A 25,723-nucleotide genomic window follows, 5' to 3' on the forward strand; every position below is an offset into this window, starting at 1 on the left:
GTATAAGTCTTGTGTAAATCATACCATATTTCAACAGTAACACTTGATGTTTTAGGCATCAAATATTAACTAAATATTAAAACAAAAAATTTTGTTACCAAAGATACAGTATTTTTTAGCTGTTAATTTTTCAATACAAGAACGGCTTTTAACAATTGTCTAACATCACCCCAAAATGAAGCTCTCTCAAGGCAATAGTGATGGGGATCACTAAAGTTCTAAGAAAGTGTGTAATTATAAAATTAACTTATATATCTAAAGTGGGATGGTAAATTGATCTAAAAATGAAGATAATGTATAAAACATAAAAAAATGCAAATCTAAAGTTTTCTTTAAAAAAATCAGCCGATATCAGGGCTGTTTGTTAACTTGAACCAAATCAAAATTTTTGCTGATTTAGTCAAATAAAATATCATAAAAACCAGGGTTTTAAAATGAATACAGTACAAAAAATACACTGTCCAAATTGTGGCAGTGATGCGGAGCGTCACTATATTTCTGATAGTCAATTAACTCGGACACAATGCCCAAGTTGCGATTACTTGATGATTAGTTGTACTGTTACTGGCAAGGTAATTGAGGCTTACGCCCCAGGGATTAGTGCCAAAAAACAATTGAGTTCTAAGGCTAAATAAATACAGTAAAGACGCGATCTATCGCGTCTCTACAAAGCCGAATTTTATTTACTGGCACGAAGTTGTCCACAAGCGGCATCAGCTTCTAAACCACGAGAATAACGCACACTAACAGCAGTGTTTTGTTGTTTGAGAACGTTAACAAAAGCTTGAATGCGATCGCCACTAGGGCGCTTGTAATCTACTTCGTGGATGGGATTGTAGGGAATCAAATTCACATGACTTTGGAATCCCCTGAGACATTTTGCCAGTTGTAATGCGTGTTGGGGTAAGTCGTTGAACCCAGCCAGCAGGACATATTCAAAAGAGATGCGTCGTCTCGTGATTTCCACATATTCCCGACATTCATCTAGCAAATCTTCTAGAGGATAGGGGCGGGCGCTGGGAATCAGTTCTTCTCTGAGTGCTTGGTTAGGTGCGTGCAGACTCACAGCCAGAGTAACTTGTAAATTGTGTTTGGCAAACTCACGGATACGACCACGAATACCAACTGTAGAAACGGTAAGCGATCGCTGTCCAATCCCGACATCTTGATTCAAAGATTTCAAAGATGCTAACACATTCTCAGTATTCAATAACGGTTCACCCATGCCCATATACACTACATGGCTAACGCGTTGCTGAAAATCTTCTTGCACAGTCAAGACTTGATCGACAATTTCATGTATTTCCAGATTGCGCGTGAAGCCACCCTTACCAGTAGCGCAGAAATCACACGCCATTGGACAACCTACCTGAGTAGAAACACAAACCGTCAGGCGTTTTGCCGTAGGAATGCCCACAGTTTCAATGATTTGACCATCTGCAAGTCGTAAGAGATATTTTATAGTGCCATCAGGGGCAACAGCGCGATGATGTATAGTTGAACGTCCAATGGGGACTTCTGCAACTGCTGCACGCCATTGTTTAGGAAAGACAGAAACATCAGCGAGCGATCGCACACCCTTATGATAGATCCAGTCGTGCAGTTGCTTACCTCTATAAGCGGGTTGTCCCTGCTGCTGTACCCAAAGGCTCAACTCGGCAACTGAAGCACCTAGTAGGGGAGGAGTTATTGCTGATTTTACTGAATCAACCTGAGAAACAAGGGGCGTAGCAGACATAAATATTCAAAAATTGATGCTTGATCTCTATGCTACAACTTTCACATCCATTTGGGTGTGATGTATATGAGTAACGAACCGCATTGGCGCTAGCCTCTCCCTTTGGGAGAAGTACGCTAAGGACACGAAGGAAGGAAGAAAGAGATTAGTACTTACGAATGAGGAAATTTTCGTACTTGAAATTCGGCTGACTCCACAATGGGATAGGATTTTTTCATTGCTTTGGTGAATTCGTCTTCAATTATCTGTAAATCTGCTAAGGGTATGGCTTTCCACTGCTCTCTTGTTGCCCAACGAATGATTAAAATCAGTTCTGTGGAGTCATTGGGGTTAATCCAAACTTCCTTTCCTAAAAATCCCGGATACTTGGCCAGCCATGTTGTCCAGATTTCCGCATCCTTCTGGATATAATTTTCTCGCTCTTCTGGAGCCACCCGAAACTTTAGTAGTTCTATAACCACACCCTGGAATTTCCTCTGTTGTGTTTACGAATTTGCCAAAATAGAGCTGTAGGCTAAAAAAACCACTTTTCCAGCATAGCTTGATTGCATACACTCAAGCAGCCCAGTCAGCTAGTGGAAAATCATCAAGAGGAAGGGAGTATGGATAATAACAACTGGTTGCAACAGTTAATGATGCTCGGTATTGGTACAACGTCTTTGGTAGCCGAGAAAATGCGGCAAGTCAGCGATGATTTGGTTAAAGACGGTAAACTTGATCCTGAGCAAGCTAAGGCGGTAATGGATGACGTTGTAGAGCAGTTAAAGTCAGAGCATGGAAACTGGGAAGAGCAAATGCAACGACAAATGCGGCATATGATGCAGGATTTGGGCGTGGCTCGTCAGTCGGAAGTGGATGAATTACGCGGGAGAATTGACCGTTTAGAGCGTCAAATACGTGATTTAGAAAATAAGCTTTGGCGTTAAAAGGTCTTTTCTGATTTACACTTAATGGTGTCCTGTTGGTAATCTTAAAAATGCCAGATTGCCTAATTAGGGAGGACTTATTTTGAAATCAATTTTACTTAGTGTGGGTTTCATGCTGGTCTGTGTTGTAGTTTTGGTAGTAGCACAAGTTGGGAATAACGTCAACTCTGCTGTTGCTGCTAATTTGACCGAAACTACACCAGCACCCACTAGTGTCACGAAAAACCAAACCTTGATTGCGAGCAATGCTATGTCTGAGTCTGATGCCAAAGTCGTTACCACCCCATCTGGACTGAAATATATTGAATTAGAAGAGGGAACTGGGGCGACTCCTGAACCGGGACAAACGGTTGTAGTTCACTACACCGGTACTTTAGAAGATGGTACTAAATTTGATAGTTCACGCGATCGCAATAGTCCCTTCGAGTTTAAAATCGGGATCGGACAGGTAATTAAAGGTTGGGACGAAGGACTTAGCACTATGAAAGTAGGCGGTCGTCGTCAGTTAATCATTCCCTCTGATTTAGGTTATGGCTCCCGTGGTGCTGGTGGTGTGATTCCACCCAATGCCACTTTGCTATTTGACGTAGAATTGCTCGGCGTTAAGTAGAGTGCTGAGTGCTGAGTGCTGAGTATAAACTCAGTTGCTTCCAGGGACTCACATCAATATTAAGTCCGGTTAATTAGTTGCCATTACCACAATCATTGAACCCCACCCCCAACCCCTCCGGTGCAAGCGAGGAGGGGAGATAAAGCACAGGTTTGGCGGGTTTCCTTGCGGTTTTAGTAACTATTCAACCGGACTTGATTTAATCATCTTGGCGATCGCTATTTTTTTTCCCCAATTACGAATTACGAATTACAAATTAATAATTGCCTTGTCTAGCTAAATTTTTAAATTTTGTAAACTGCGGATCGAATAGAAGTTTCACAGTACCTGTGGGGCCGTTGCGGTGTTTAGCAATGATTGCTTCTGCAATGCCGCGATCAGGACTGTCAGGATTATAATAATCATCTCGGTATAACATGACGACTAAATCCGCGTCTTGCTCAATACTGCCACTTTCCCGCAAATCTGACAACATGGGGCGCTTATTGGTACGTGCTTCCACCCCACGACTTAACTGAGATAGGGCAATCACTGGTACAGATAATTCACGGGCTAAACCTTTGAGAGAACGGGTAATTTTTGATAATTCTTGGACGCGGTTATCACCACCACCCTCCATTAATTGCAAATAATCTATAACAACTAATCCTAATTCAGTTCCTTGTTCTGCTTGCAGTCGCCTGGCCTGACTACGCATTTGGTTGATGGTAATATTTGCTGTGTCATCAATATAAATGGGCATCTCTGAAAGCATACCAATAGCACGACTTAAAGGTTCCCATTGTGTTTGACTAATGCGCCCACTCCGCAAATAACCAGTTTCAATTCCCGCTTCACTAGCTAATAGTCTCTGCACTAGCTGTTCTTTAGACATTTCTAAGCTGAAAAAGGCCACAGGTAATTTATAACCAGCCGCGATGTTGTGAGCCAGATTTAAGCAAAATGCCGTTTTCCCCATTGATGGTCTGCCGGCGATAATAATCAAATCAGAACGCTGGAAGCCACTGGTTAAGGAATCTAAATCATAGAAGCCGCAAGGAATACCGGGGAGAGCAATGCCTTGGTGACGAGTTTCAATATCTTGAAAGGTATTAATCAGGGTATCAGAAATGTGAGTTAGACCTGATTGGGGACGATCTTGAGTTACACCAAAAACTTTCTGTTCTGCTTGATCTAAAACTGTGGGTAATTCTTTGTCTGTCTCGTAACCAAGATGGACAATTTCGTTACCAACTTTAATTAACTGCCGCCGCAGGTACTTTTCCATTACCAGCCCGGCTAAGGCATCAATGTTAACTGCTGAAACTGTGCGGTCTACGAGAGTGGCTAATTTATTTCTCCCCCCAATCCGGGCGAGGATATCGTTATCAGCTAGCCAACTTGTGACTGAGAGTAAGTCTGTGGGTTTACCTTGTGCATGGAGGCGCAGCGCGGCTTGATAGATGTCTTTGTGGGCGCTGATGTAAAAGGCTATTGGTAAGAGGCGATCGCTCACTCTCCCAATGGCTTCTGGATCTAGTAAAATTCCTCCCAAAATCGCTTCTTCTGCTTCAATATTTTGGGGTGGTAGGCGATCGCTACCATCGCCTTGAAAACTCAGTTGTTCAGACATAAGCGATTTGAGGTTGGATGGGATTCACTCAGCACTTCTCTTGTACAGACGCGATGAATCGCGTCTCTACTCAGCACCACGGAAAAGTTAGCTGGCTACAACTTCAATATTGATTTGAGCTGTTACGTCGGAATGTAGCTTGACTTCGGCTTGATAAGTCCCCAGATGGTTAATATCAGGAATGGTAATCCCACGCCGATCAATTTCTTGACTGGTAGCTGCTTGAATGGCTTCTGCTACGTCTTGAGTCGTGACTGTACCAAAAATTGCTTCGTTTTCACCAAGGGGTTTGGCAATTTGCAAGCTGCCGATTTTTTCTAAAGCTGCTTTTTGCTCTAAAGCTTGTTGACGCAGTTCTAATTGGCGTTGACGTTCTTTCTCCCGACGGCGTTCTACTTGTTTGAGAATACCGGGAGTGGCATGAGTTGCCAATTTCTGGGGAAGGAGATAATTACGAGCATAGCCAGGAGCTACGTCTACTAAATCGCCAGATTTTCCCAGCTTGGTAATATCTTGATTTAAAACTAACTGTACACGTTTCGCCATCGTTTTCGTTTTTTCCTGTAAAATCTGATTAAGTTGGGTTTTAGTGGCATGGCTCACATGAGTGCAGCTTTTTCTGTTGATTCACCCCAGCAGCTGTGCTTATACCCTAAAGCTTACAGATCCTAGCGAATCGTTGGGTGCGATCGCAACTATTTAGTGATCTAAAACATTCCGATGCAATGGCGGTTGGCTGGAATTAATCGCTGAAAACGCTTTTTTTCAGTTGACGAAGTTGATTTTTCACTTGATCGAGCGTTGCTTGCAACTGACTTTTTTCTGGGAGTGCGGGGATATTGGCCGCAGGTAAGGCTGAATTTAGATTCCGGTAATGTTCCCAAATTTCCCAGTAGGGACAACCAGGTTGAATCCGAATCCCCGCCCAGTGCAGATATTGTAGCGGTTGATTGACTGTAGGATCAAAGAGAATATTGGCTTGAGCCTGAAAGTGGGGAGTTCCTGCCCAATTTCCCGGTGCTTTACCCTCTCTGCGAACTACATTAAAGCGGTGTGGAATCCGCTTCAGCAACATATAGTTAATAATTGGTTGATCAGAAGTCTTTTCAGAAAAATCAAAGTATTCTGGATGGGCGGCACACTCAGCAAAAGTTTCATATAAATCATTTTCCGAAACTAAGTTTTTCTTGGAACCCCAAAACCCACCGTTAAAAATATCTTTGACTTCTGTTTCAGTAAATACTTTATCTTCTAATACCTGGGAACTAAAAACATTTTTAATCCCACCTAAATGTTGATAGTCACAACAAATAAAATCTGACTCAGCCAGGTAATTCAGATTATCAATAATCTTTTCAAAAACGACAATATCGGTATCAATATATAAAAACTCATCAAAGGGGCCAAACCAACAAGCCTGCTTCCGGAATTGATTGGGACGAGCAAAAAACTGTCCCCCGAAAGTTTCATGTAATTTTCCCGCTAGACGATCAATAAAATCCAAGTCTTCGTAAACTTGTACTCCATAATGTTGTTTAAGTGTATCGGCGATCTGCTGATAATTATCATCATAAGGAATTATGATAATTGGTGTATTTGCGTCATGCAATCGGATACTATTTAGTAAAGCGATGGACTGCTCCAAAACCTTGTCATTAGCAATAATATAAATTCCGCGACTCATGTTATTTACCTCTACCTGTTAATCCTAACTTTTTCCAAACTTTTGTAGCTAAACTGGGAGGAGCGTTATAAGCCTTCGCTTTCGTTGTGAAAATTGGGCGCTTGTCTGGTTCGTGTAGATAGCGATAATGTAAGAACACATCCCGATAGGGAAAATCAATATTTTTTCCCTCACAAACTTGTTTAAATAATTTAGAAGACAAACCAATATAGTGAATATAAGTTAATTGCTTACCTTGGTCATACAGAATATTGTCTTGTGTTTGAAAATGAGTAGAAGTCACGCAACATCCTGTTCTTTGATTTTCCGGAAGCTGGTGAGCAAAGTTATAGCTAGAAATACCTGTTCGCATTACCATATAATTGAGAATGGTTTGGTCGGGAGCCATATCATAGAGGATTTCTGCTTCGCCTCGGCGCAGCATATCTAGTAATAATTCTCGTTGTTTAGCATGAAAAAATCCTTTTTTCGCACCATAAAAACCAGAACAAAATATTTCTCTTTCTATTCTTTCTGCTGAAAATATTTCTGTTAATTTTGGCGAAGATTGATTATAAACATGAGATAAATCTTTGTACTGAAAGTCATATACTACCCAGTCATGATCATTTAGTTGCCGAAAAACTTCTGTTAATGGACTCATTAATAAAGTATCGGCATCCATATAGACGAAATTGTCAAACGGCCCATCAAATGCACAATAACGTCTATGAGTACCAACTCGATGATATTTGTAATTACCTAATTTCAACCAATGTGCTTGAGCGGTGGGATGAGCATCCCAAATATGGCAAATAAACTCATCCCATTGCTGAATTGACTTTTGATCATCGTAAAGTTGCACATTGGGGCGATGAGCAATTTCCGCCGTAATTTGTGTTGTATTGTGATCATAAGGATAGATACAAACGGGCATATCTTGTCCATAAATCGCCTCTATACTGTTGAGTAGAGCCACGAGTTGGTCATAAACTTGGTCGTTGGCCAGGGTACAAATACCATCCATATAAAAATTCCCGATTTAGCAAGTAACTTTATCAACAAATTCTGATAACCAATTGAGCAGATTTAACTTGTGTAGAATAATCTGTCTAGCTTCGGCGATCGCATCTTTAGCAGCATACCAAGCATCAGGAGTAGCTGTCACTTCCTGGATGTAGGCAATACCTTTTTCATCTAAACTAGGTAACCGCAAAAAACTACCTGGGGGCAGTAATTTATCAGCAGCAGTTCCACCATAGTAAATAGGTAAACACCAAGCTAATAAAGCGTCCCAAAGTTTCTCACTCACATACCAATTGTTATCAGCATAGTTTTCAATTGACAGATTATAATAATAGGGTGCCATTCCATGCCATTTATTACCCAATTCACCCGATTTATTCGCCCATGTGGGTAAATCGCGCCCATACAAATCAAATTTAATCTCGCTAGACTGTAAGGATTGTAAAAAGTTTAATCTTTGACGATGGTTAGCTGTGCGACTAATACCAGAGGTAATCCAACTGCAAGGAGAAATTTTTTCTGGTGGTGGCATTTCATTTAATTCTCGAAACGAGTTGCCATGATACCAAATAGCCGGCATATAGTCGGGATGAGGCGCAAAGTCATCAGGCCCGGAAACATAGCCGCAATACTTCTGAGCTTGCTGGTATGTTCGATAATGATTTTCTATTACTTCATCTAATGGTGGTTCCCGCAATAAATAAATTATTCTTTCTTGGCTGACTCCGCGGAGCAGAGAATCAATATTTAATTCAGTTTTTTGTGGTCTTTGGCGAACAGTATCCCACCAAGATTTTGCCTGGGGAGGTTTGGGAAAGTCAAACTGATACATCAGCAGAAAATCTGGTTTTGATGCCAGAGACTGCATTTGCATATTACCCCAAATACCGAATTGATGGGGGGTTTGTTGCCACAGCCAATCTCCTTGTTTGTCAAGGTTTCTATAGCTGCTCACCATACCAATTGTTTTTATATTCATGAGTTAGTTGATCCAGTTGCCGCATTTTTTGACTGCGTTAGTTGTGATTTTTGGGGAATATAGAAAACACTATATTTTCTTGAACTAGTATTTTTCATGACTTAAATTTTTTGTGTTGTTGTGAAATATTTCTAAATTATTGATTAAATATTTAGCAGAATCATAAGAATGTACAATTATTTTACTTTGTTCTTGGGGGATTAGTGTGGAATTATCATCTAAATCTCGTAGTGAATTGAGGATGGCATTCAGATGGTTGCGAACAGGTTCGGCAATTTGAGTAAAGTTTTCATGCATGGCAATTATATTTGGACTTTGAGCCGCAGATGATATGACTTGCTCTTGCATTTCCAAGTTAATCATATCTGACAAAATATCAACAGTTGTCAGAGTTTTTAAAGTTGATTTATAAGATTCGGCGATTAATTCCTGCTGTTCTTGGGGATTTGCTACCAGACCGTCAACTAATAAGGTCAAGAAACCAATCATGGAGTTAATTCGTGTCCGCAGTTCGTAACTGATGCGGATGAAGCTTTGACTGGTTTTGGTAGATATTTTCGGTTGATCAGTAAATTGCATTGAGTATAGACGTGAGTAGTAACCACCCTGGTGTAAAAGTTCTCTATGGGTTCCTAATTCGACGACACGTCCTTGTTCTAAGACAGCAATTTGATCAGCTTTCTGGACTGTGGAAAGGCGGTGAGCAATTACCAAGGTTGTGCGATCGCGACTGAGATTATCCAGTGCAGACTGTACCAAGCGTTCAGAAACCGTATCTAAAGCACTGGTGGCTTCATCTAAAATCAGAATTTCGGGATTTTGTAGCAGTGCGCGAGCGATCGCTAATCTTTGTCTTTGTCCACCAGACAACATCACACCGCGATCGCCAATCAGGGTGTCAAATCCTTGGGGCAATTTGCTGATAAACTCATAGGCATTAGCCAGCTTTGCGGCTGTGATAATTTCATCCACCGTAGCTTCCGCTCGCCCATAAGCAATGTTATTCTGTACCGTGTCATTGAAGAGAAAAGTATCTTGACTGACAATTCCCATCCGCTTTCGCATAGATATGAGATCAAAGTCGCGGATATCTCTACCGTCGATGGTAATACTGCCAGATAAGGGGTCATAAAATCTCGGTAACAAGTCTGCCAAGGTTGATTTACCCGCACCAGAACCACCGACTAAAGCCAAAGTAGTGCCAGAGGGTAAAAATAAATCGACATCTTGAAGTACTTGTTTTTCATAACCGGGGTAGGCAAAGCAAAGAGATTTAAAATGTATTCCCTCCTGTAATTTTGTGTAGGGAATTTTGCCCTGATACATAAAAGGCTTATTCTGGGGATTTAAAAACTCCGTTACTATCTCTACACTTGTAGACGTATTGGCAAAGCTACTACGAAGGCCATTTAACTGAGAAATCAATGGCAGCAATCGCAGCAGCACTAATAAATATGTCAATAGTACAGTTGAAAGAGTAGAAATCTGGGCAGAAAAAAACGTTCGGCTCAAAAATATAATCACCAGTAAGGCTGTAATTCCCATGACCTCACTGATTGGTGCGATCGCTTGGGAATTAACTTGCGACTGGAAATCGGCAGATTCGCGATCGCGGATCAGTTTCTTAATTCTTCTATACTCTCTGTCTTCATTTCCCGTTGCTTTGACTAGTCGAATCCCATTCAGCGTTTCTAGGACAGCAATTGAATAGGCTTTAGACATTTCACTAAGCTGTTTACCAAAATATTTAGATCGGTGAATAGCATACTGATTTATTATGGTCACAAAAGATAATAAAAATGTCGAAGCAATTGTTAATTCCCAAGAAATTGACAGCAATATGCCAATAAAAACTAAAATTGTAATTCCTAGAATAATTAACTTGATGATATTATCTATAGCAGTCGCTGACCGACCAACTTCTCCACCAAGGCGGTTGATTAAATCACCAATTTTTGTTTTGGCATAATAATCTATATCCACATCCAATAATAATTTTAGTCCGGCTTCTCGGATATCCGCTGTCAGCATTCGTGTGAAAAAACTCGATGACAAAGAACTGCTATAAGTAGCTATATTTTTTAAAATAATTGCCAATAAAATTGCCCCAGCCATTACCCCCAGACGGTAATTTTCTGATACGTTATCAAATGGATTTATAATAATTTGCAGAATAGAGGGAGCATTAGTTAAATCTACTTCTTGCCCTACCATTTTTAAAATTACTGGCACAATCAGAGCTGTACTCACCCCATTAAATAAGGCTCCAGAAAATCCCAATAATATTGTGAGTACAATCCAACCTGGATAGGGTTTTGCAAATTTTAGTAGTATTTTACTGGTAGACATCGGTTATTTGGATCACACTTTACTTATTATTCAGACAATCTATCAATTTATTTTATATTTGGCAATCACAAATATCTCAACATAAATGTCTTTTTTCTCCCCATTTAAACAGAAACTCATCTCCTCAATCAAGCTACTTCTACTATAAAATTTTACATAGTTGCATCTTAACTTTATACCAACTTTAAAATGAGGCAAAATAGATGTTTATAACTGGGAAATTACAGACTTGAGGGTAGAAGCCATCGCCTCTATACTATATTTTTCCACACATCTGTCCCTGGCTCTTTTGCCTCGCTCATTTGCTAACTCCAAATTCTGAAATATCAATTCAATTTCCTGAGCAATTTGTTCAGGACAACTAGGCTGAACTAAATAACCAGTTTCACCCAAAATTTCGGGAATATCTCCAACTTTCGTCGATAATACAGGTTTAGCCATTGCCATTCCATCTGAAAGCTTCAGAGGAAACTGGGCGCGCGCCGTCAGAGTATCTCGCTGCGGAACAACGACAATATGAGCAGCAGCTAATATATTAGGCATAACTTCTATCGGACACTTTGGTAACTTAATAATCCAACGTCCCCACTTTTCAATCAGTTGGTCATCATAATTATCATAAGGACTACCACCCACAATCACTAGTCTTAAATCTGGCTGATTTAACTGTTCCAAAGCTATTAAAACATCTTCAACCCCTTTATGCGGCCTGGGTGCGCCAGGAAACATCAAAACTCTAAACTGAGAAAGACCATAATCTTCTCTGCTCAATTCAGAATCATAGTTATTGGGATCAAATTTGACCGTATCTTTGCCATTAGGCACATAAACACCGCCAAAGCGCTGTTGGAGAAACTGAGTATCTATTGTGATTGCATCTGCACGAGATACTAAATTTTCTATCCACTTGAGGTAAAGCGGATGGTCAGGAAATCTCAATTCACCATCTTTTTTAAAGATATCTCTACATAATTGTTTCAAAGTTGGACGATACTTCCATTCATCACCACCATACCAACTTAGTTCCCAGTCATCCATATCTAAAATTAAGGGACGACCACTGCTAAATTTTTTAATTAGAGATATACCAAAACTGGTAGGTTTAGGTTTAACGGCATAAATAATATCTCCGTCCAGTTGCTTTAACAATTTTGCCGATGAAATTAAAAACTCAGGATAATTTTTCCCTGGAATAGAAATAACAGACAGATGAGAGGGAGGAATAGCATAAAGTTCCTTCCCGAATAAAAATCCGACAGTTTCTACTTGATAATTCAACTTTTCTAGAGCTTGTCCTAAGATAAATGCTCTGATAGCACCTCCCCCAGATAAGTCACTTACAACTAAGGAAACCTTTGTTTTCATTATCTATTACTTGCTGGCTTGAAATTAGTTAGGATAATTTAGCTAGGATCATTTTTTTCATAAGTTTTGACTTTTGGGAGCCAAATTAATGAGGTGGGAAAACATAGCAATAATTTTTCTGGAACGCGGTCCACGATATTTTTCATATAGGATGAAATTGGGAATAAACAACCTAGCTATATACATAAATTTAATCAAGTTTAGATGATTTATTTTAATTTTATGATCTAATAAATAAACAGGAGGTTTTGCCATTTTTAGTAGTCTATCGAAATTGTTTTGATCTTTTTCTTTAATTGCTTCCTTGATTAAATAATCAATTGCAATTTGGCATAAAGGTAGCAAATTTATGTGCTTACTAGATACAGTTTCATATAATCTAGTGTAATGAGTTTTCATATAATACCAATTATTAGTTGTATTAGACTGATGTTTTGTATAGAATGTCCCCACCATAGGTGTATAAACCAAATTTACCTCTGCAACCAAAAGGTCTATAATAAAATCTCTATCTTCGAGAGCTTTCAGACTTTCATCAAACTTTTTGTGAGCAAAAACGCTTTTATGCATCAGTAGACATTGCTGAAGCACGGGAAATGGTGAGTCAGCCAAAAAATCAGGAATCAACAATCGCTGTATTAATTGTTCTTGTGTTAGGGAAGAAACTATATTTAATTCCCGTTTAATAATATTTTGCTCATGATCTAGATGTACTCTTTCATAATCACAATAAAATATCACTTCTGTTTGGTTGGAATTATTTACATGACTGAGTTGGAATCTAGTTTTATCTTCGTGAATCCAATCATCAGGATCTAAGCACTGAATCCAATCTCCTGCGGCCTGATTAATCCCAAAGTTTCTGGCAGAAGATACTCCTCCATTCTCTTTATAAAAATATTTAACTCGTGCATCTTTACTGATTAATTTATCAGCAATTTGACGAGTATTGTCAGTTGAACCATCATCTATAATTAAACATTCTAAGTCACTAAATGTTTGATTTAAAATACTTTGAACACATTTCTCCAGATAGATAGCTCGATTAAAACAGGGGAGAATAAATGAAACCAATGGAGCCATATGTTAATTATTCCTCTAAAAATTGCCAAGATATGAACATATAATCATCAATAATATGTTTATCGCTAATTGCATCCTGAGAAAACACAGTTTCAATTTGATATTTCAGTGAAATAAATCAAATCTGAATATCTATGGTTGTAGTTATTTTTACAAGCCAAAAATTAACTTCGTCTTTGCTTTGATTAGCAGATAAATTTTACTGCTAAATAAAGATAATCTGGGAAAAGTTTTAGTATTATAAGTGAAACTACGGTTGTATATTATCATTATTTATGAGACACGACAGCTATAATAAAAAAATATAAATATTTTAGTAAATTTGTGCAAGTAGCTCAGTGACTTACTGGGTTTCTAAGATAGCTGAAACACATGATCAGGGAGAAAGAAGTAATGCAGGTAATCCGTCTTGAGGCACTCTCAGACAACTACATATTTTTGCTGTACGATGAGCAAAAAAATATTGCTGCTGTTGTCGATCCAGCAGAAGCTGAACCAGTATTGAAGAAACTGGCAGAACTCAAAGCCGAGTTGGTAGCCATTTTCAATACTCACCACCATAACGATCATGTGGGTGGAAACAAGAAGTTAATCCAACATTTCCCGAACTTGACGGTGTATGGGGGAGCAGAGGATCAAGGGAGAATTCCCGGACAACAGGTATTTTTGCGACAAGGCGATCGCATTCAGTTTGGCGATCGCACTGCTGAAGTTTTCTTCATTCCTGGACACACCCGCGCTCATATCGCTTACTACTTCTTACCCGTAACATCTCGTGAAGCCGGAGAATTATTCTGTGGTGATACACTGTTTGCTGGCGGTTGCGGTCGTTTATTTGAAGGCACACCCACCCAAATGGTAGAATCTTTGGCTAAAATCCGCGCTCTCCCAGATCATACCCGTGTTTGGTGCGCCCACGAATACACTTTAAAAAATCTGCAATTTGCCCTAACTGTGGATAGTGATAATACCGAATTACAAAGGCGCTACGAGGAAGTCAAGAACTACCGTAGTCGCAAACAGGCTACTGTTCCCTCATTATTGGGCGTGGAAAAGCTCACCAATCCCTTTTTACGTTGGGAACAACCATCATTACAGTTAGCGGCTCAGAGTAGTGATCCAGTGCAAACATTTGCGCGTTTACGGGGAATGAAAGATAGATTTTAGTTAATTTCCTCGCTTTCCCCAGCTATCTTGACGCTGACGCAACTTCACCAAAACTTTAACTCGCCGCTTAAATTCGGCAAATTCCTCTGCACTCAGCGCCGTTTTTTGCCATGCTGGACGCTTGGTTAACTGTTCAGACCAATGATTTAGTTGGGGATAATTACTCAGAGGAATACCCAAATTTGGTAATGTAGGTACAATCGTTCCAGCCACAATGTCTGCTAAAGATAACTGTTGACCACCAAAAAAATTGCGATCGCCTCCGGCGTGACTTTGGCGATCGCCTAAAGTTTCTGTAAAAAACTTGAGGATTTTATCTACGTGCTGTTTGGCCTGTGTAAATTTTGGTGAATTTTGACTTTCGCAAATCAGTGAAATCACTTTGGGAAATAATTCGTTAATAGCCACCATTTCTACCATTCGCACGGTTGCTAAATCTTGAGGTGCAGTTGGTAACAAAGCAGGTGTCGGGTATTTACTTTCTAAGTAGTCCAAGATTGCTAAAGATTCTAATACTGGAAATCCGTCATCAACTATGACTGGGATGTGATGAAATGGGTTAATCTCCAAAAACTCTGGTTGAAACTGATCATCATCCAACTTCAGCATTACAGACTCAAAGGGAATACCTTTTTCTAATAAGGCTATCCAGACACGACGAGCAATAGGTGAGCGACGATTGTAGTAGAATTGCAGCATAGATTTTTGTCACACGGATTACTAAAAAGACCGAATGGTTTGCCAATCCACAAAAAAATTTACTCTATCTCTAGAACAGAGTTTTAAAACAGCCAAATATCAGCGCTAAAGTAGCAATTGATTACTAATTGAATCGCCAATGTATTCATATTGAAATTCCTCGAATCAATAATGATTCACTGGAATAGTAATCAGACGAAATGGTTTTTATTGAGATTATAAGGAGTTATTCATTGTTGGTTTTAGGGAATTTAAATGATTTCATGAATTTGTTGATAGTCTAAATATTTTTGCTGCAATTTCTTTGGAATTGGAATAGGGCGACCATTTTGCAAATTGACAAATGCACCCTTTTGTATTGCTACTGCGGCTAATTCATTGTTAGAAAAAATTTCAGCTTGAAGCGTCAACTTTAAACGTCCTAAATTGTGCAGCCATAAACGTCCTTCTACTTTGTCACCAAGTTTAATCTGGCGTTTATACTCAATTTCAGTTCCAGCTAATATGGGCGCATATCCTTGTTCAATTAGTTGACCAAGTGGCAAGTATTCATCTAAACACTTTAAGCGTAAATCCTCTAACCATCTGATATAGACAATGTTGCTGACAATGCCTGCAAAATCAATATCATATGTCCTTACAGGTATTGTGAGTTTTACTTCTAATGGTCTGTGTGGGTTATTAGTTATGAGCATGATGTTGTGTTAAATATTTAAGACCGTTCGGTCTGTTAATTAGCAAAATTATACTATTATTGGGAATATAGATTTAACAATGACTATCTATATACTGATTTAAATGATTCACTGCTCGCTGCATATAAATTGAATCTCCATAGAGTTTGCTCATCATAATCGCTCCTTCCAATGTTGCAGTGATGATGGTGGCAAATTCATCAGCATTTACGTCAGAACGAATTTCACCTTTTTCAATTCCGGTTTCGATAATTCGACGAATTAGATGCAGCCAAGAGTTCATCGCCTGTTGAGTGCGTTCCCTTAATGCGGGATGAGTATCATCACTTTCAACAGCAGTATTCAGCAATGGACATCCTCCCTGGATGGGTGGGTTATCTGCAAAATTACTAAATACCCCAATAATTGCTTGCAGACGACCAATTGCATGACGCTGGTTTCGCAATGCAGCTCTATAATGCTTACTGACGCAAGCGATCGCATAGTCAAAAGCCTCTAGTGCTAACTCATCTTTACTTTGAAAGTGGTTGTAAATTCCTCCTTTCTGTAATCCTGTGACCCGCATAATGTCAGAAATCGATGAGCCAGCATATCCCTGTTGGTTAAACAGTTCGGCTGCTTGTTGGAGAATTTTTGCTTTTGTTTCTTCGCCTTTAGACATAAAATTTTAACAGACCCATTGGTCTGATTTAAATTAACATAATATCTATTTGATAGTCAATAAATCCGGGGAATTAGACATTTTGTGCTGATTCTCTACCATATATAATCCTTAATTAATTGAGTGTTATATGCAAAATGTCACTAGAATCATACTTAAATTTTGCAGTTAACATCAGATATCCTGAACACAGTCATCGCATCCAAAAATTCCTTGTGTAGATTCTATAAATGGCGTTTCCACCCATTTTATCATCTCTGTATCTTGTTGATTTAAATAATCAAAACTTATATTTTTGCTCCTAAATGCCATTGACTGGAATTTAGCTGCACATTCTTTAGCGGGGAGTAGCCCATCGCGATCAAATTCTGCTAATTTCTACCATTTTTTTGACGATGTGTATATAATGCAAGCAAGTGCTTACATTTGCCTATCGATCATTCCTTGATTCTGTATTTATTTCTGGAGTTCAGCCACATTCTTGAGACTAATTACTAGATTTTAGAAATTTTAGATATACCAACAAACTTGCTGAAACAACCTTATATATAGTTTTTCCACCAAGGGTAGATTAGCAAATTCCCAATCTGTCTATAAGATGAGAAAATAAAGATGTTGAATTCTGAACAACCTGAGTCTCAAAATTCTGCTGTGACTGATTCTAGTCAGATTGAACAGCAAGAGCCAAAATTTCAACCAAGTCAAAAGCCACGTTGGCCTTTAATTGTGGGCATCATCCTGTTAATTGCCGGCGGTGGCTTTAGTTGGCGCTGGTGGCAAAATAGCTTGGCTGGTAATGCACCACCAGGGGATAGAGCTGCGGCTGGTCAACCGATGGGAATTCCTGTGAAGTTAGCCACTGTAGAAACTGAGACTATAGAAGACAGTTCAGTCATTAGTGGGTTTTTAGACGCTCCCGGCTCAGTAGCAATTAAGCCAGAGATTGACGGGCGGATCAATCAAATTTTATTTAAAGAAGGCGATCGCGTCCAACAAGGGCAAGTTATAATTCGCCTGCAAAGTGCCGATACCCAAGCCCGCCTACGACAAGCAAAAGCATCATTAGACCGCACCCAAGCCCGACTAGCCGAACTCAAAGCAGGTACGCGTCCCGAAGAAATTGCCCAAGCCAAAGCCAGATTAGCTCAAGCCGAAACTCGCCTGAAAAATGCTCAAGGTGGAGCGCGACCCGAAGAAATTGCACAGGCTGAAGCTCAAATTGAGGTGGCTAAATCTGATCTGGAATTGGCACAGTCAAGAGGTCAGCGATACCAACAATTAAGAACAGAAGGTGCTGTTTCCCAAGACCAACTAGAAGGATTTCTCGGAGAACAAAGAAGTGCTGAAGCCAGGCTGCAAGAAGCCCAAAGACGGCTCGACCAACTCCGCAAAAGCCGCCGTTCTGATATTGATGAACTAACTGCGGCTGTAGAACTAGAAAGGCAAAACGTCAGACAACTAGAGAACGGCCCTCGCCTAGAAGAAATTGCCCAAGCCCGTTCTCAAGTCACCGAAGCCGCCGCCCAAGTCCAGGTCGCAGAAGTCCAACAGCAATACACAAACGTTGTCGCTCCTCTAACTGGTATCCTCGGTGATATCCCGGTAAAAGTGGGAGATTTTGTGACTCAAGGAGACGAACTCACCACACTGAATAAAAATGACTCTTTGGAATTGAATTTATCTGTCCCTTTCAATGAAGCCGAAAGGTTGCGTCTGGGATTACCAGTACAAGTCCTAGATGCTGAAGGCAAACCTGCCGTTACAGGGAAGGTGAGTTTCATTTCTCCAAACATCAGTGTTAATACGCAGAATATTTTAGCTAAAGCCACCTTTGCCAATGCCAGGAACCAAATACTCAATCAGCTGAACGTGCAAGCCAGAGTCATCTGGGATGAAAGTCCAGGAATCTTAATTCCCACGGTCGCCATATCTCGCATGGGTGGACAGACTTTTGTGTTTGTAGCCCAAAAGCCAACAGAATCCAAACCGGGAATGCCGGACTTGGTAGCTCAACAAAAACCCGTGAAATTGGGAGCCATTGAAGGAAACAGTTATCAAGTTATTGAAGGACTGGAAGCTGGAGACAAAATCGTTGTTTCTGGCATTCTCAATCTCACCAATGGTGCGCCAATTATGCCTGCACCTGAAGAAATGGGGAATGAGAAACCCTAATACTAATTCGTAATTCGTAATTCGTAATTCGTAATTGAATAATTTGGGGAATCAGAATTGAGATTTTAGAATCTACAGCACTTGGTTATGAATCTTTTCGGATGAATATGCTTCCTGACAAAACTTGTGTACTTCACTCAGATGAATAGGACTTACGCAAGAACTCTCTGAAACCCTCTTTACTTCTCCCAAAGGGAGAGGCTAGCGCCAACGTGTCCTTTGTGTCCTTCTCCCAAGGGGAGACGCTTCGCTAACGTGGTTCGTTTTTTCATAATTTTGCGTAAGTCCTGATCAAATGTGCTGTAAATGAAAAAAGTCTAATTCCTAACTACCAATTTCTATTTACCCATTTCTCAAATCTATAGGACTCCTATCTGATTTTTGAACAATCTCGGTATAACACAAAAAGGTTATTCCCCACTCCCCACTTCCTACCTACGCAAATAAATTCAGAAATCAAACCGGATTACTATATGTTTATTGATTTCTTTATCAAGAGACCAGTCTTTTCTACTGTTTGTGCATTGATTGTGCTGTTATTGGGATTGATTTGTCTTCCCACCCTACCCATCGCTCGTTTCCCAGATATTGCTCCTACTCAAATCAATGTCACCGCCAACTTTAGCGGAGCTAGTGCTGAGGATGTAGAAAGCGGTGTGACTAACATATTAGAAAGGCAACTCAACGGCATTCAAGGTATCCGCTACATTACTTCCAGTAGTAGTAACGATGGCTCTACTAATATTACAGCTACCTTCGATTCATCCCGAAATCCCGATATTGCGGCTGTGGATGTGCAGAACCGGGTTTCCATTGCCCAACCGCAACTGCCAGAATCTGTACAACGCACGGGTGTGAGGGTATCAAAGCAATCTAATAATATACTCTTAGCAATTGGTCTATTTGCTGAAAATGATGAGTACGACAATATATTTTTAAGCAACTATGCCGACCTTTACTTAGGAGATGCCTTAAAAAGAGTCAATGGTGTGGGCGATGTCACCATCTTTGGCGAACGTCGTTATGCGATGCGTATATGGTTAGATCCGAATCGCCTTGGTGGGCGGGGGTTAACGACTGCGGATGTAGCCAATGCCCTATCCGAACAAAACTTGCAGGTCGGTGCGGGAAGCATTGGTCAAGAACCAGCTCCTGAAGGGCAAGGTTTTCAAATTGATGTCCGGGCTGTGAGTAGACTTACGGAACCATCAGAATTTGCCGAAATTGTCCTGAGAACTAACGATGATGGCACCTTAATTAAGCTGAAAGATGTCGGTAGAGCCGAACTGGGAGCTGAAAATTACAACTCATTTTTGCGATATCGCGCCAAAGATGCGGTAGGCTTGGGGATTTATCAGCTTCCTGGAAGTAACGCCTTAGATGTGGCGCGGGGAGTTAGGCAAGAAATGGAGCGACTGGCTCCCAATTTTCCGCCGGGAATAAAGTATGAAGTAGCTTTTGACACCACACTCTTTGTCGAAGAGTCGATGTTAGAAGTGGTCAAGACTTTAATAGCAGCAATTATACTAGTTGTAATTGTGATTTTTGTGTTCTTGCAGGACTGGCGAACTACTTTAATTCCCGCCCTGACTGTTCCTTTGTCTCTGATTGGGACATTTATTTTTGCCAGGATTTTTGGCTTCTCCATTAATAGTTTGACCTTATTTGGTCTGACTTTAGCCTCTGGGATGGTGGTAGACGATGCGATCGTTGTAGTTGAGCAGATCAGCCGTTTTATCCAAGATAAAGGCATGAGTCCTCGCCGGGCCGCCAGTGAGTCAATGTCTGAACTATTTGGTGCAGTCATTGCCACTTCCTTGGTGTTGATGGCGGTATTTATCCCCGTGGCGTTTTTTCCGGGAACTACTGGCGTACTTTATCGGCAATTTGCCCTGACCATCGCCTTCTCAATTGTGATTTCTACGTTTCTGGCTTTAACCCTGACACCTTCTTTGTGTGCCTTATTGCTACGTCCAGGACAGAAAGCTTCAGGTTGGCTGGGGCGGGTTTTTGACCGCATTAATCAATGGCTCGACTCGGTACAAAGAAGTTATGAGCGATCGCTCCACGTTCTCATCCGCTTCAAAAACATGATCATTGGACTATTCATCGTCTCCTTGGGAATGACGGCTTGGTTGTATATCACAGTACCTACAGCCTTTCTCCCAGACGAAGACGAAGGCTTTTTCATTACATTGATCCAAGGACCACAAGGAGTTTCCCTGCAATATACCAGTGATGTCATTGCCCAGGTAGAAAAAGAAATCTTGGCAATTCCTGAAGTCGTGGGAACCTTCGCGGTGGGCGGCTTTAGTTTCAGTGGTAATACTGCCAATAACGGTATTATATTTACAACTTTAAAACCTTGGGGAGAACGCTCACGACCAGACCAATCAGTACAGGCGATTCTCGGTAACTTACGAGGAAAACTATTTGCCATTACAGAAGCCAGAGTCTTTCCTGTAAATCCACCACCTATTCAAGGATTAGGTAACTTTGGCGGCTTCAATTTCCAACTGCAAGACCAAAGAGGTACTAGTGGCTTAGACAGTTTAGTCCAATCAATGGGTCAATTGCTGGGTCGCGCCAACCAAAATCCAGAATTACAAGCTGTATTTAGCACTTTTGCCGCAGAAACACCACAATTGCTGGTAGAAGTAGACCGCAATCGAGCCAAAGCACTACAAGTGTCTATAGATGATATTTTTCGTACTCTGCAAACTGCTTTGGGTTCTCAATATGTCAATGATTTCAACCTCCAGCAGCGTAATTATCGAGTTTATATCCAAGCAGATCAACAGTTTCGCTCTAACCCCAAAGATATAGGTCAACTATCTGTGCGTTCTCAAACCAATCAAATGATTCCTTTGAGAAACTTAATTACAACTACTTCTGTTGTGGGGGCGCAAACGATTAATCACTATAATCTATTTCGCGCCATTGAAATCAATGGTTCGGCGGCTCCCGGTTCTAGTTCCGGAAAGGCTATTCAGGCAATGGAAACCTTAGCTGAAGCAGTTTTACCACAGGGTTTTGGCTATGAGTGGTCAGGAACTGCATTAGAAGAAATAGATTCTGGCGGTTTAGCACCCATAATCTTTGGTTTAGGAATTGTCTTCGTCTTTTTAGTACTAGCTGCTCAGTATGAGAACTACATAGACCCCTTGATTATCTTATTATCAGTACCTTTAGCAATTTTTGGCGCACTTGTAGCTCAATCAATGCGAGGTTTTGCTAATGATGTTTACTGTCAAATCGGTCTAGTCATGTTGATTGGTTTGGCTAGTAAGAATGCGATTTTGATTGTGGAATTTGCCAACCAACTGCGGGATCAAGGCTTTTCCATTACTAAAGCGGCTGTAGAGGCTTCACAAGGGCGTTTACGTCCGATTTTGATGACGGCATTTTCGACGCTTCTAGGTATTTTCCCTTTGACTATTGCCACAGGTGCTGGTGCGGGAAGTCGTCTGTCTTTGGGAACGACTGTATTTGGCGGGATGTTAATCGCTACTTTTTTGAGTTTGTTTGTAGTGCCAATTTTGTATATTGTGATTAAAACGACTACAGAAAGTTTATTCAAACCAAATCGCCATCATATGGAACTAGATCGAGAAACTGCATATTCGTCAAAACATGACGAATAACGCCGCAAAGCGGAAGTCAAAAGTCAAAAAGCTCTGGAGTGATTTAATCATTTGTGTGTAAACTTTAGGGACTTCCAAATAAAAAAATACTCAATCACCTAACGCAAAAAAGCTCTCAAAGCCTCATAAATCTGTGTCCTCTCTACGAGACGCTCCGCGAACTGCGTCTCTGTGGTAGCCTTCGGCAAGCTACGCTAACGTTTATTTGGAACACTCTTATTTCTTAGAAGTCCCTTAGTCGCAAGGGAGGATGAGAATAAGAGGTTTTTTATAAAAATTTAACTCTCTCCTTCTCTGCGCCTCTGCATGATACACCAACACCCAAACCAAGAAACCAATGCAGATATTTGAAGTCATAAAAGACACTATCACCAAACCACCCATCCCCCACGAACCACATAAGCAATCATTGAAAGCTTGGGCGATGTATTGCCTACGGGACAAAGGATTTAAAGTAGTGTATGCCCAAAATGCCGACTTTGCCATTGAACCTAAAGGACAGGAAAAGGTGTATTTTAAAGTTACCAATAATGCAGAAGATGTAGACAATTCTACTAACTGGATAGTTTGGGACAGTACAACCCAAAACGTGAGCCTGATTCGACTTGAATAAAAGTTCGTATTGTAAAGCCCTGACGGGTATGGCTGCGCTTACCGCGTAGCGTCTCGTTCGCGTAGCGTTTCCGAGAGGAGATAGTAAGGACTTTAGTCCTCTCCATCCACTAGACTTGCTTTTCAAATATCATTAAATGCTGCTGGGGTAACAAGTTTTTGGTTTCTCGCCAAACTAAACCCACGGCTTGCATTTCTTTCCGGACTTGCTTTTGAGTCATCTTGTGCAAACGTTTAATCATAATCAAGGGATTTTCGCCCCGATATTCCACCAGCACAACTTTACCCCCTGGTTTCAGGGCTTTAACAATTCCTGTCATCACTTCTTGGGGATATTCCAACTCGTGGTAAGCATCCACCATTAGCGCTAAATCAACACTTGCATCTGGGAGGTTGGGGTTGGTGAGAGTTGCTAAAATTGGCTCAACGTTGGTGATATTTTTCTCTTGTTTGAAAAATTCCATAATCTCTAGCATTTCTGGTTGAATATCTACAGCTAAAACCTTTCCATCTGTTAATAATGGTGCAATGCGAAAGCTGAGATATCCTGTACCTGCGCCAATATCCGCCACTACATCGTAAGGTTGTAAGTTCAGCGCACTGACTATTTTACTAGGTTGTTCTTCTACTTCGCGCCTGGGTCTTTCTAACCAACCTGCGCCTGTGTGTCCCATGACTTGGGCTATTTCTCGCCCCATGTAGTATTTTCCGATACCATCTGAACTAGGATGAGTGCGCTGTTCATAAATATTATCGGAGAGGGTAGCGGCGTTTGCTGTGGTAATTGGGGTAAATAGCAAGTTTACCAATAGGAGGAGGATGGTGATCAGTTTCATTTTTTAAACGCTGAGGGACGCTGAGGTTAACGCATACGCCGTTAGGCGTTCCCGAAGGGTAGATGCGCTGAGGTTTTAAATTACGAATGGTTGAATTTGAGGAGTTTGCCATTCTTCGCCTATGCGATCGGCTATTAAGGGTGTGACAATGAATTTGGGTGGAGTACCAGCTTGAACGTCAATTTTTACGCAGGAGTAAGGTAGATGCTTTTGGGGTTTTTTTCCATTGCGACCAACAAATAGTAAGGAATCGGCTACTTTGCGCTGGGGATGACCAGGAAGTTCTGTAAAGGTTTCTATCAATTCGTTGCCTTCTCGACGTTGACGGCGGGGATAATGACCACTGCCACCAGAGATAATATAGTTGATATGAGAATCAGCATATCCTGTGTCACCGGTGCGAATATGTTCTAAGCAGTGGGCGTGTCCGTTGAAAATTAAATCGACTATGGAACGACCTTTCATCTGGGAACCAAGGGTTTCTGCTACCTGTTCAAATACCCAGCGGAGGCGATGACGAACTGCTAAGGTTTGTGCTTGATTCCATTTTGTGGCTTCTGTGACGTAGGGTGGATGGTGAAAGAAGATAATTCTTCCGCGCACTTCTAAAGTGTTCCAAGATTCTATGAGTCGGCTTTTTAACCAATTCAGTTGCTCAAAATCGATAATATCTGTGGCGTTAGATGCTAGCTGTTTTTCAATGTCAATTTTTACTTCGTTGATTTGGTCTAATTTGGCCTTGAGATAATCGATTTGTTCGGCATCGGCGGGTTTTTCGGGATTGAGTTGGTCGCACGTTGCCAAAATCTCCACTTCTTCTTGGTCTATCTTTTGGCGACGCTGCTGCAATTCCCGGCGGTTCATTTCCCCTTCTGGAGTTTCTGGTAAGGGGGATGGTGTATTTAAAGTATTAGAATCTAGGGCGAAAAAGTCGATTCCGCCGTAACGAAAGGTGTAATAGCGGTTGGGTAAACGGGTGAAGTGTCCAGGTTGATAACGCAAACACCGCCCCGCGTCAATTATAGCAGTGTAATTTTGATCTAAATGACTTTGTAATTCTTTTGGGGAAGCGATCGCTACTATATAGTCAAGAAATGCTCTGGCATAAGCATCACCTTGGTTTGATCCATGCCAACCAATCTCGATATCTTTGTAGCGCAGGAAACGACGTAACGGCCGCGTGCTTCCGGTAAATAAACGATACATTAATGGCACATCATAGTAATCGTGATTACCCAGCACTGGCAAAAACGGCAGATTGAATACCATGCGGTCATAAGGAATATTTTCGGGTTTGTCTCCGCCTTTGAGAAATTCCCGATAAGGTTGAATAAAGTTTTTCCCATAATACTCACGGGAACCCACCGTATAAATGACATCGCCAGTATGTAAAACAAAACGGCACTGATCTTTATGGGGTAGCATCAATTCTGCAACTTTGCGTTGGGGATGGTATCCGTAATGAGATGTTGTACCAGTGTCACCAATCACCATAAAGGAAAATTCAGGATTGTCCTCTTGACCATCATCAATTACCATGCTGGTTTGGTCGATTCCCTGAGAGACTATCTGGGGATGATGCCATCGCACTCTTTGCTTCATTTTGTGGATTTTTTCGGAAATAGATGGTTCCGTAATTAATTTCATCTGTAATTTTCCCGGAGTTTAAGTTTTTTTGATGACAGCCATTTCAGGAAATAAACTAACCACAGAGGCGCAGTTCGCGGAGTGTCTCGTAGAGAGGACACAGAGTTATGAGTGCTTTAGAGGTTTTTTGCGTTTGGTGGTTGAGTGTTTTTTTGTTTGTTAGTCCCTTATTTACTGAATTTGCGCTCAATAGTGCCTTGATCGCTTGCGCGGTTTTGGTAGTTTGCGTAAAAATAAGA

22 protein-coding genes are annotated in these 25,723 nt (G+C 40.8%); 7 read left to right on the forward strand and 15 right to left on the reverse strand.

Translation table 11 applies throughout. The features are described from left to right. The first annotated feature begins 434 nt into the window (after positions 1-434). Positions 435-635, forward strand: a complete 201-nt coding sequence (locus tag AACX33_RS20410) for a replication restart DNA helicase PriA (RefSeq protein ID WP_227789206.1) — start codon at positions 435-437, stop codon at positions 633-635. A gap of 44 nt (positions 636-679) precedes the next feature. Here AACX33_RS20410 and rlmN read toward each other — a convergent pair whose 3' ends face one another. Both rlmN and AACX33_RS20420 read right to left on the reverse strand, forming a co-directional pair. Beyond that, positions 680-1,738: a 23S rRNA (adenine(2503)-C(2))-methyltransferase RlmN gene (gene rlmN, locus AACX33_RS20415; RefSeq protein WP_194000025.1), complete on the reverse strand. Its 1,059-nt coding sequence runs from the start codon at positions 1,736-1,738 to the stop codon at positions 680-682. A 152-nt stretch (positions 1,739-1,890) separates the two neighbouring features. Next, positions 1,891-2,199, reverse strand: a complete 309-nt coding sequence (locus AACX33_RS20420) for a TIGR03792 family protein (RefSeq protein ID WP_194000027.1) — start codon at positions 2,197-2,199, stop codon at positions 1,891-1,893. A gap of 141 nt (positions 2,200-2,340) precedes the next feature. Here AACX33_RS20420 and AACX33_RS20425 point away from each other — a divergent pair, with 141 nt between their 5' ends. Then, a complete protein-coding gene (locus AACX33_RS20425) occupies positions 2,341-2,664 on the forward strand; it encodes a phasin family protein (protein WP_194000029.1) in 324 nt (107 codons plus the stop codon). 82 nt (positions 2,665-2,746) lie between these two features. Next, a complete protein-coding gene (locus AACX33_RS20430) occupies positions 2,747-3,274 on the forward strand; it encodes an FKBP-type peptidyl-prolyl cis-trans isomerase (RefSeq protein ID WP_194000031.1) in 528 nt (175 codons plus the stop codon). Positions 3,275-3,530: 256 nt separating this feature from the next. On the opposite strand, the gene dnaB is transcribed toward AACX33_RS20430, so the two are convergent. The 8 genes from dnaB to AACX33_RS20470 form a co-directional block, all read right to left on the reverse strand. Beyond that, positions 3,531-4,886, reverse strand: a complete 1,356-nt coding sequence (dnaB, locus tag AACX33_RS20435) for a replicative DNA helicase (protein WP_194000033.1) — start codon at positions 4,884-4,886, stop codon at positions 3,531-3,533. Positions 4,887-4,973: 87 nt separating this feature from the next. Beyond that, positions 4,974-5,432, reverse strand: coding sequence for a 50S ribosomal protein L9 (rplI, locus tag AACX33_RS20440; protein ID WP_194000035.1), 459 nt, complete (start codon positions 5,430-5,432; stop codon positions 4,974-4,976). A gap of 196 nt (positions 5,433-5,628) precedes the next feature. Then, on the reverse strand, positions 5,629-6,570 hold the full coding sequence (locus tag AACX33_RS20445) for an Npun_R2821/Npun_R2822 family protein (RefSeq protein ID WP_194000037.1): 942 nt from the start codon (positions 6,568-6,570) through the stop codon (positions 5,629-5,631). A gap of 1 nt (position 6,571) precedes the next feature. After that, positions 6,572-7,576 carry an Npun_R2821/Npun_R2822 family protein gene (locus AACX33_RS20450; protein ID WP_194000039.1) on the reverse strand — a complete coding sequence of 335 codons (1,005 nt, stop codon included), beginning with the start codon at positions 7,574-7,576 and terminating at the stop codon, positions 6,572-6,574. A 15-nt stretch (positions 7,577-7,591) separates the two neighbouring features. Beyond that, positions 7,592-8,554 (reverse strand): glycosyltransferase family 10 domain-containing protein, encoded by a 963-nt coding sequence (locus AACX33_RS20455; RefSeq protein WP_194000041.1) that lies wholly within the window; start codon positions 8,552-8,554, stop codon positions 7,592-7,594. 84 nt (positions 8,555-8,638) lie between these two features. Next, positions 8,639-10,903 (reverse strand): ABC transporter ATP-binding protein, encoded by a 2,265-nt coding sequence (locus tag AACX33_RS20460; protein WP_194000043.1) that lies wholly within the window; start codon positions 10,901-10,903, stop codon positions 8,639-8,641. A gap of 207 nt (positions 10,904-11,110) precedes the next feature. Further along, positions 11,111-12,268, reverse strand: a complete 1,158-nt coding sequence (locus AACX33_RS20465; protein WP_194000045.1) for a glycosyltransferase family 4 protein — start codon at positions 12,266-12,268, stop codon at positions 11,111-11,113. A gap of 57 nt (positions 12,269-12,325) precedes the next feature. Then, on the reverse strand, positions 12,326-13,351 hold the full coding sequence (locus AACX33_RS20470; RefSeq protein ID WP_194000048.1) for a glycosyltransferase family 2 protein: 1,026 nt from the start codon (positions 13,349-13,351) through the stop codon (positions 12,326-12,328). 393 nt (positions 13,352-13,744) lie between these two features. Between AACX33_RS20470 and gloB the strand changes: the two genes are divergently transcribed. After that, positions 13,745-14,518 (forward strand): hydroxyacylglutathione hydrolase, encoded by a 774-nt coding sequence (gene gloB / locus AACX33_RS20475; RefSeq protein WP_194000057.1) that lies wholly within the window; start codon positions 13,745-13,747, stop codon positions 14,516-14,518. On the opposite strand, the gene AACX33_RS20480 is transcribed toward gloB, so the two are convergent. The 3 genes from AACX33_RS20480 to AACX33_RS20490 all read right to left on the reverse strand — a co-directional run bounded on the left by AACX33_RS20480 (position 14,519) and on the right by AACX33_RS20490 (position 16,573). Then, positions 14,519-15,217, reverse strand: a complete 699-nt coding sequence (locus AACX33_RS20480; RefSeq protein WP_194000059.1) for a glutathione S-transferase family protein — start codon at positions 15,215-15,217, stop codon at positions 14,519-14,521. Positions 15,218-15,468: 251 nt separating this feature from the next. Then, on the reverse strand, positions 15,469-15,912 hold the full coding sequence (locus tag AACX33_RS20485; protein ID WP_194000061.1) for an acyl-CoA thioesterase: 444 nt from the start codon (positions 15,910-15,912) through the stop codon (positions 15,469-15,471). 73 nt (positions 15,913-15,985) lie between these two features. Further along, on the reverse strand, positions 15,986-16,573 hold the full coding sequence (locus tag AACX33_RS20490; RefSeq protein WP_194000063.1) for a TetR/AcrR family transcriptional regulator: 588 nt from the start codon (positions 16,571-16,573) through the stop codon (positions 15,986-15,988). A 612-nt stretch (positions 16,574-17,185) separates the two neighbouring features. On the opposite strand from AACX33_RS20490, the gene AACX33_RS20495 reads away from it, so the two are divergent. From AACX33_RS20495 to AACX33_RS20505, 3 genes are all read left to right on the forward strand, one after another. After that, positions 17,186-18,745, forward strand: a complete 1,560-nt coding sequence (locus tag AACX33_RS20495) for an efflux RND transporter periplasmic adaptor subunit (protein ID WP_194000065.1) — start codon at positions 17,186-17,188, stop codon at positions 18,743-18,745. A 473-nt stretch (positions 18,746-19,218) separates the two neighbouring features. Then, positions 19,219-22,389, forward strand: coding sequence for an efflux RND transporter permease subunit (locus tag AACX33_RS20500; RefSeq protein WP_194000067.1), 3,171 nt, complete (start codon positions 19,219-19,221; stop codon positions 22,387-22,389). Positions 22,390-22,726: 337 nt separating this feature from the next. Continuing rightward, a complete protein-coding gene (locus AACX33_RS20505; protein WP_194000069.1) occupies positions 22,727-23,002 on the forward strand; it encodes a hypothetical protein in 276 nt (91 codons plus the stop codon). A 109-nt stretch (positions 23,003-23,111) separates the two neighbouring features. Here AACX33_RS20505 and AACX33_RS20510 read toward each other — a convergent pair whose 3' ends face one another. After that, positions 23,112-23,837, reverse strand: coding sequence for a class I SAM-dependent methyltransferase (locus AACX33_RS20510; protein ID WP_194000071.1), 726 nt, complete (start codon positions 23,835-23,837; stop codon positions 23,112-23,114). Between the two features lie 75 nt (positions 23,838-23,912). Continuing rightward, a complete protein-coding gene (locus tag AACX33_RS20515) occupies positions 23,913-25,484 on the reverse strand; it encodes a metallophosphoesterase family protein (RefSeq protein WP_194000073.1) in 1,572 nt (523 codons plus the stop codon). Positions 25,485-25,723 lie beyond the last annotated feature (239 nt).

This window comes from Nodularia sp. LEGE 04288, from assembly GCF_963896525.1.
Classification (GTDB): Bacteria; Cyanobacteriota; Cyanobacteriia; order Cyanobacteriales; family Nostocaceae; genus Nodularia.

What these genes read in the sequence shown, in the direction of transcription:
- AACX33_RS20410 (WP_227789206.1), top strand. Translation starts at nt 435, where the DNA reads ATGAATACAGTACAAAAAATACACTGTCCAAATTGTGGCAGTGATGCG.
- rlmN (WP_194000025.1), bottom strand. Translation starts at nt 1,738, where the DNA reads ATGTCTGCTACGCCCCTTGTTTCTCAGGTTGATTCAGTAAAATCAGCA.
- AACX33_RS20425 (WP_194000029.1), top strand. Translation starts at nt 2,341, where the DNA reads ATGGATAATAACAACTGGTTGCAACAGTTAATGATGCTCGGTATTGGT.
- dnaB (WP_194000033.1), bottom strand. Translation starts at nt 4,886, where the DNA reads ATGTCTGAACAACTGAGTTTTCAAGGCGATGGTAGCGATCGCCTACCA.
- rplI (WP_194000035.1), bottom strand. Translation starts at nt 5,432, where the DNA reads ATGGCGAAACGTGTACAGTTAGTTTTAAATCAAGATATTACCAAGCTG.
- AACX33_RS20445 (WP_194000037.1), bottom strand. Translation starts at nt 6,570, where the DNA reads ATGAGTCGCGGAATTTATATTATTGCTAATGACAAGGTTTTGGAGCAG.
- AACX33_RS20450 (WP_194000039.1), bottom strand. Translation starts at nt 7,576, where the DNA reads ATGGATGGTATTTGTACCCTGGCCAACGACCAAGTTTATGACCAACTC.
- AACX33_RS20455 (WP_194000041.1), bottom strand. Translation starts at nt 8,554, where the DNA reads ATGAATATAAAAACAATTGGTATGGTGAGCAGCTATAGAAACCTTGAC.
- AACX33_RS20460 (WP_194000043.1), bottom strand. Translation starts at nt 10,903, where the DNA reads ATGTCTACCAGTAAAATACTACTAAAATTTGCAAAACCCTATCCAGGT.
- AACX33_RS20465 (WP_194000045.1), bottom strand. Translation starts at nt 12,268, where the DNA reads ATGAAAACAAAGGTTTCCTTAGTTGTAAGTGACTTATCTGGGGGAGGT.
- AACX33_RS20470 (WP_194000048.1), bottom strand. Translation starts at nt 13,351, where the DNA reads ATGGCTCCATTGGTTTCATTTATTCTCCCCTGTTTTAATCGAGCTATC.
- gloB (WP_194000057.1), top strand. Translation starts at nt 13,745, where the DNA reads ATGCAGGTAATCCGTCTTGAGGCACTCTCAGACAACTACATATTTTTG.
- AACX33_RS20480 (WP_194000059.1), bottom strand. Translation starts at nt 15,217, where the DNA reads ATGCTGCAATTCTACTACAATCGTCGCTCACCTATTGCTCGTCGTGTC.
- AACX33_RS20485 (WP_194000061.1), bottom strand. Translation starts at nt 15,912, where the DNA reads ATGCTCATAACTAATAACCCACACAGACCATTAGAAGTAAAACTCACA.
- AACX33_RS20490 (WP_194000063.1), bottom strand. Translation starts at nt 16,573, where the DNA reads ATGTCTAAAGGCGAAGAAACAAAAGCAAAAATTCTCCAACAAGCAGCC.
- AACX33_RS20495 (WP_194000065.1), top strand. Translation starts at nt 17,186, where the DNA reads ATGTTGAATTCTGAACAACCTGAGTCTCAAAATTCTGCTGTGACTGAT.
- AACX33_RS20500 (WP_194000067.1), top strand. Translation starts at nt 19,219, where the DNA reads ATGTTTATTGATTTCTTTATCAAGAGACCAGTCTTTTCTACTGTTTGT.
- AACX33_RS20505 (WP_194000069.1), top strand. Translation starts at nt 22,727, where the DNA reads ATGCAGATATTTGAAGTCATAAAAGACACTATCACCAAACCACCCATC.
- AACX33_RS20510 (WP_194000071.1), bottom strand. Translation starts at nt 23,837, where the DNA reads ATGAAACTGATCACCATCCTCCTCCTATTGGTAAACTTGCTATTTACC.
- AACX33_RS20515 (WP_194000073.1), bottom strand. Translation starts at nt 25,484, where the DNA reads ATGAAATTAATTACGGAACCATCTATTTCCGAAAAAATCCACAAAATG.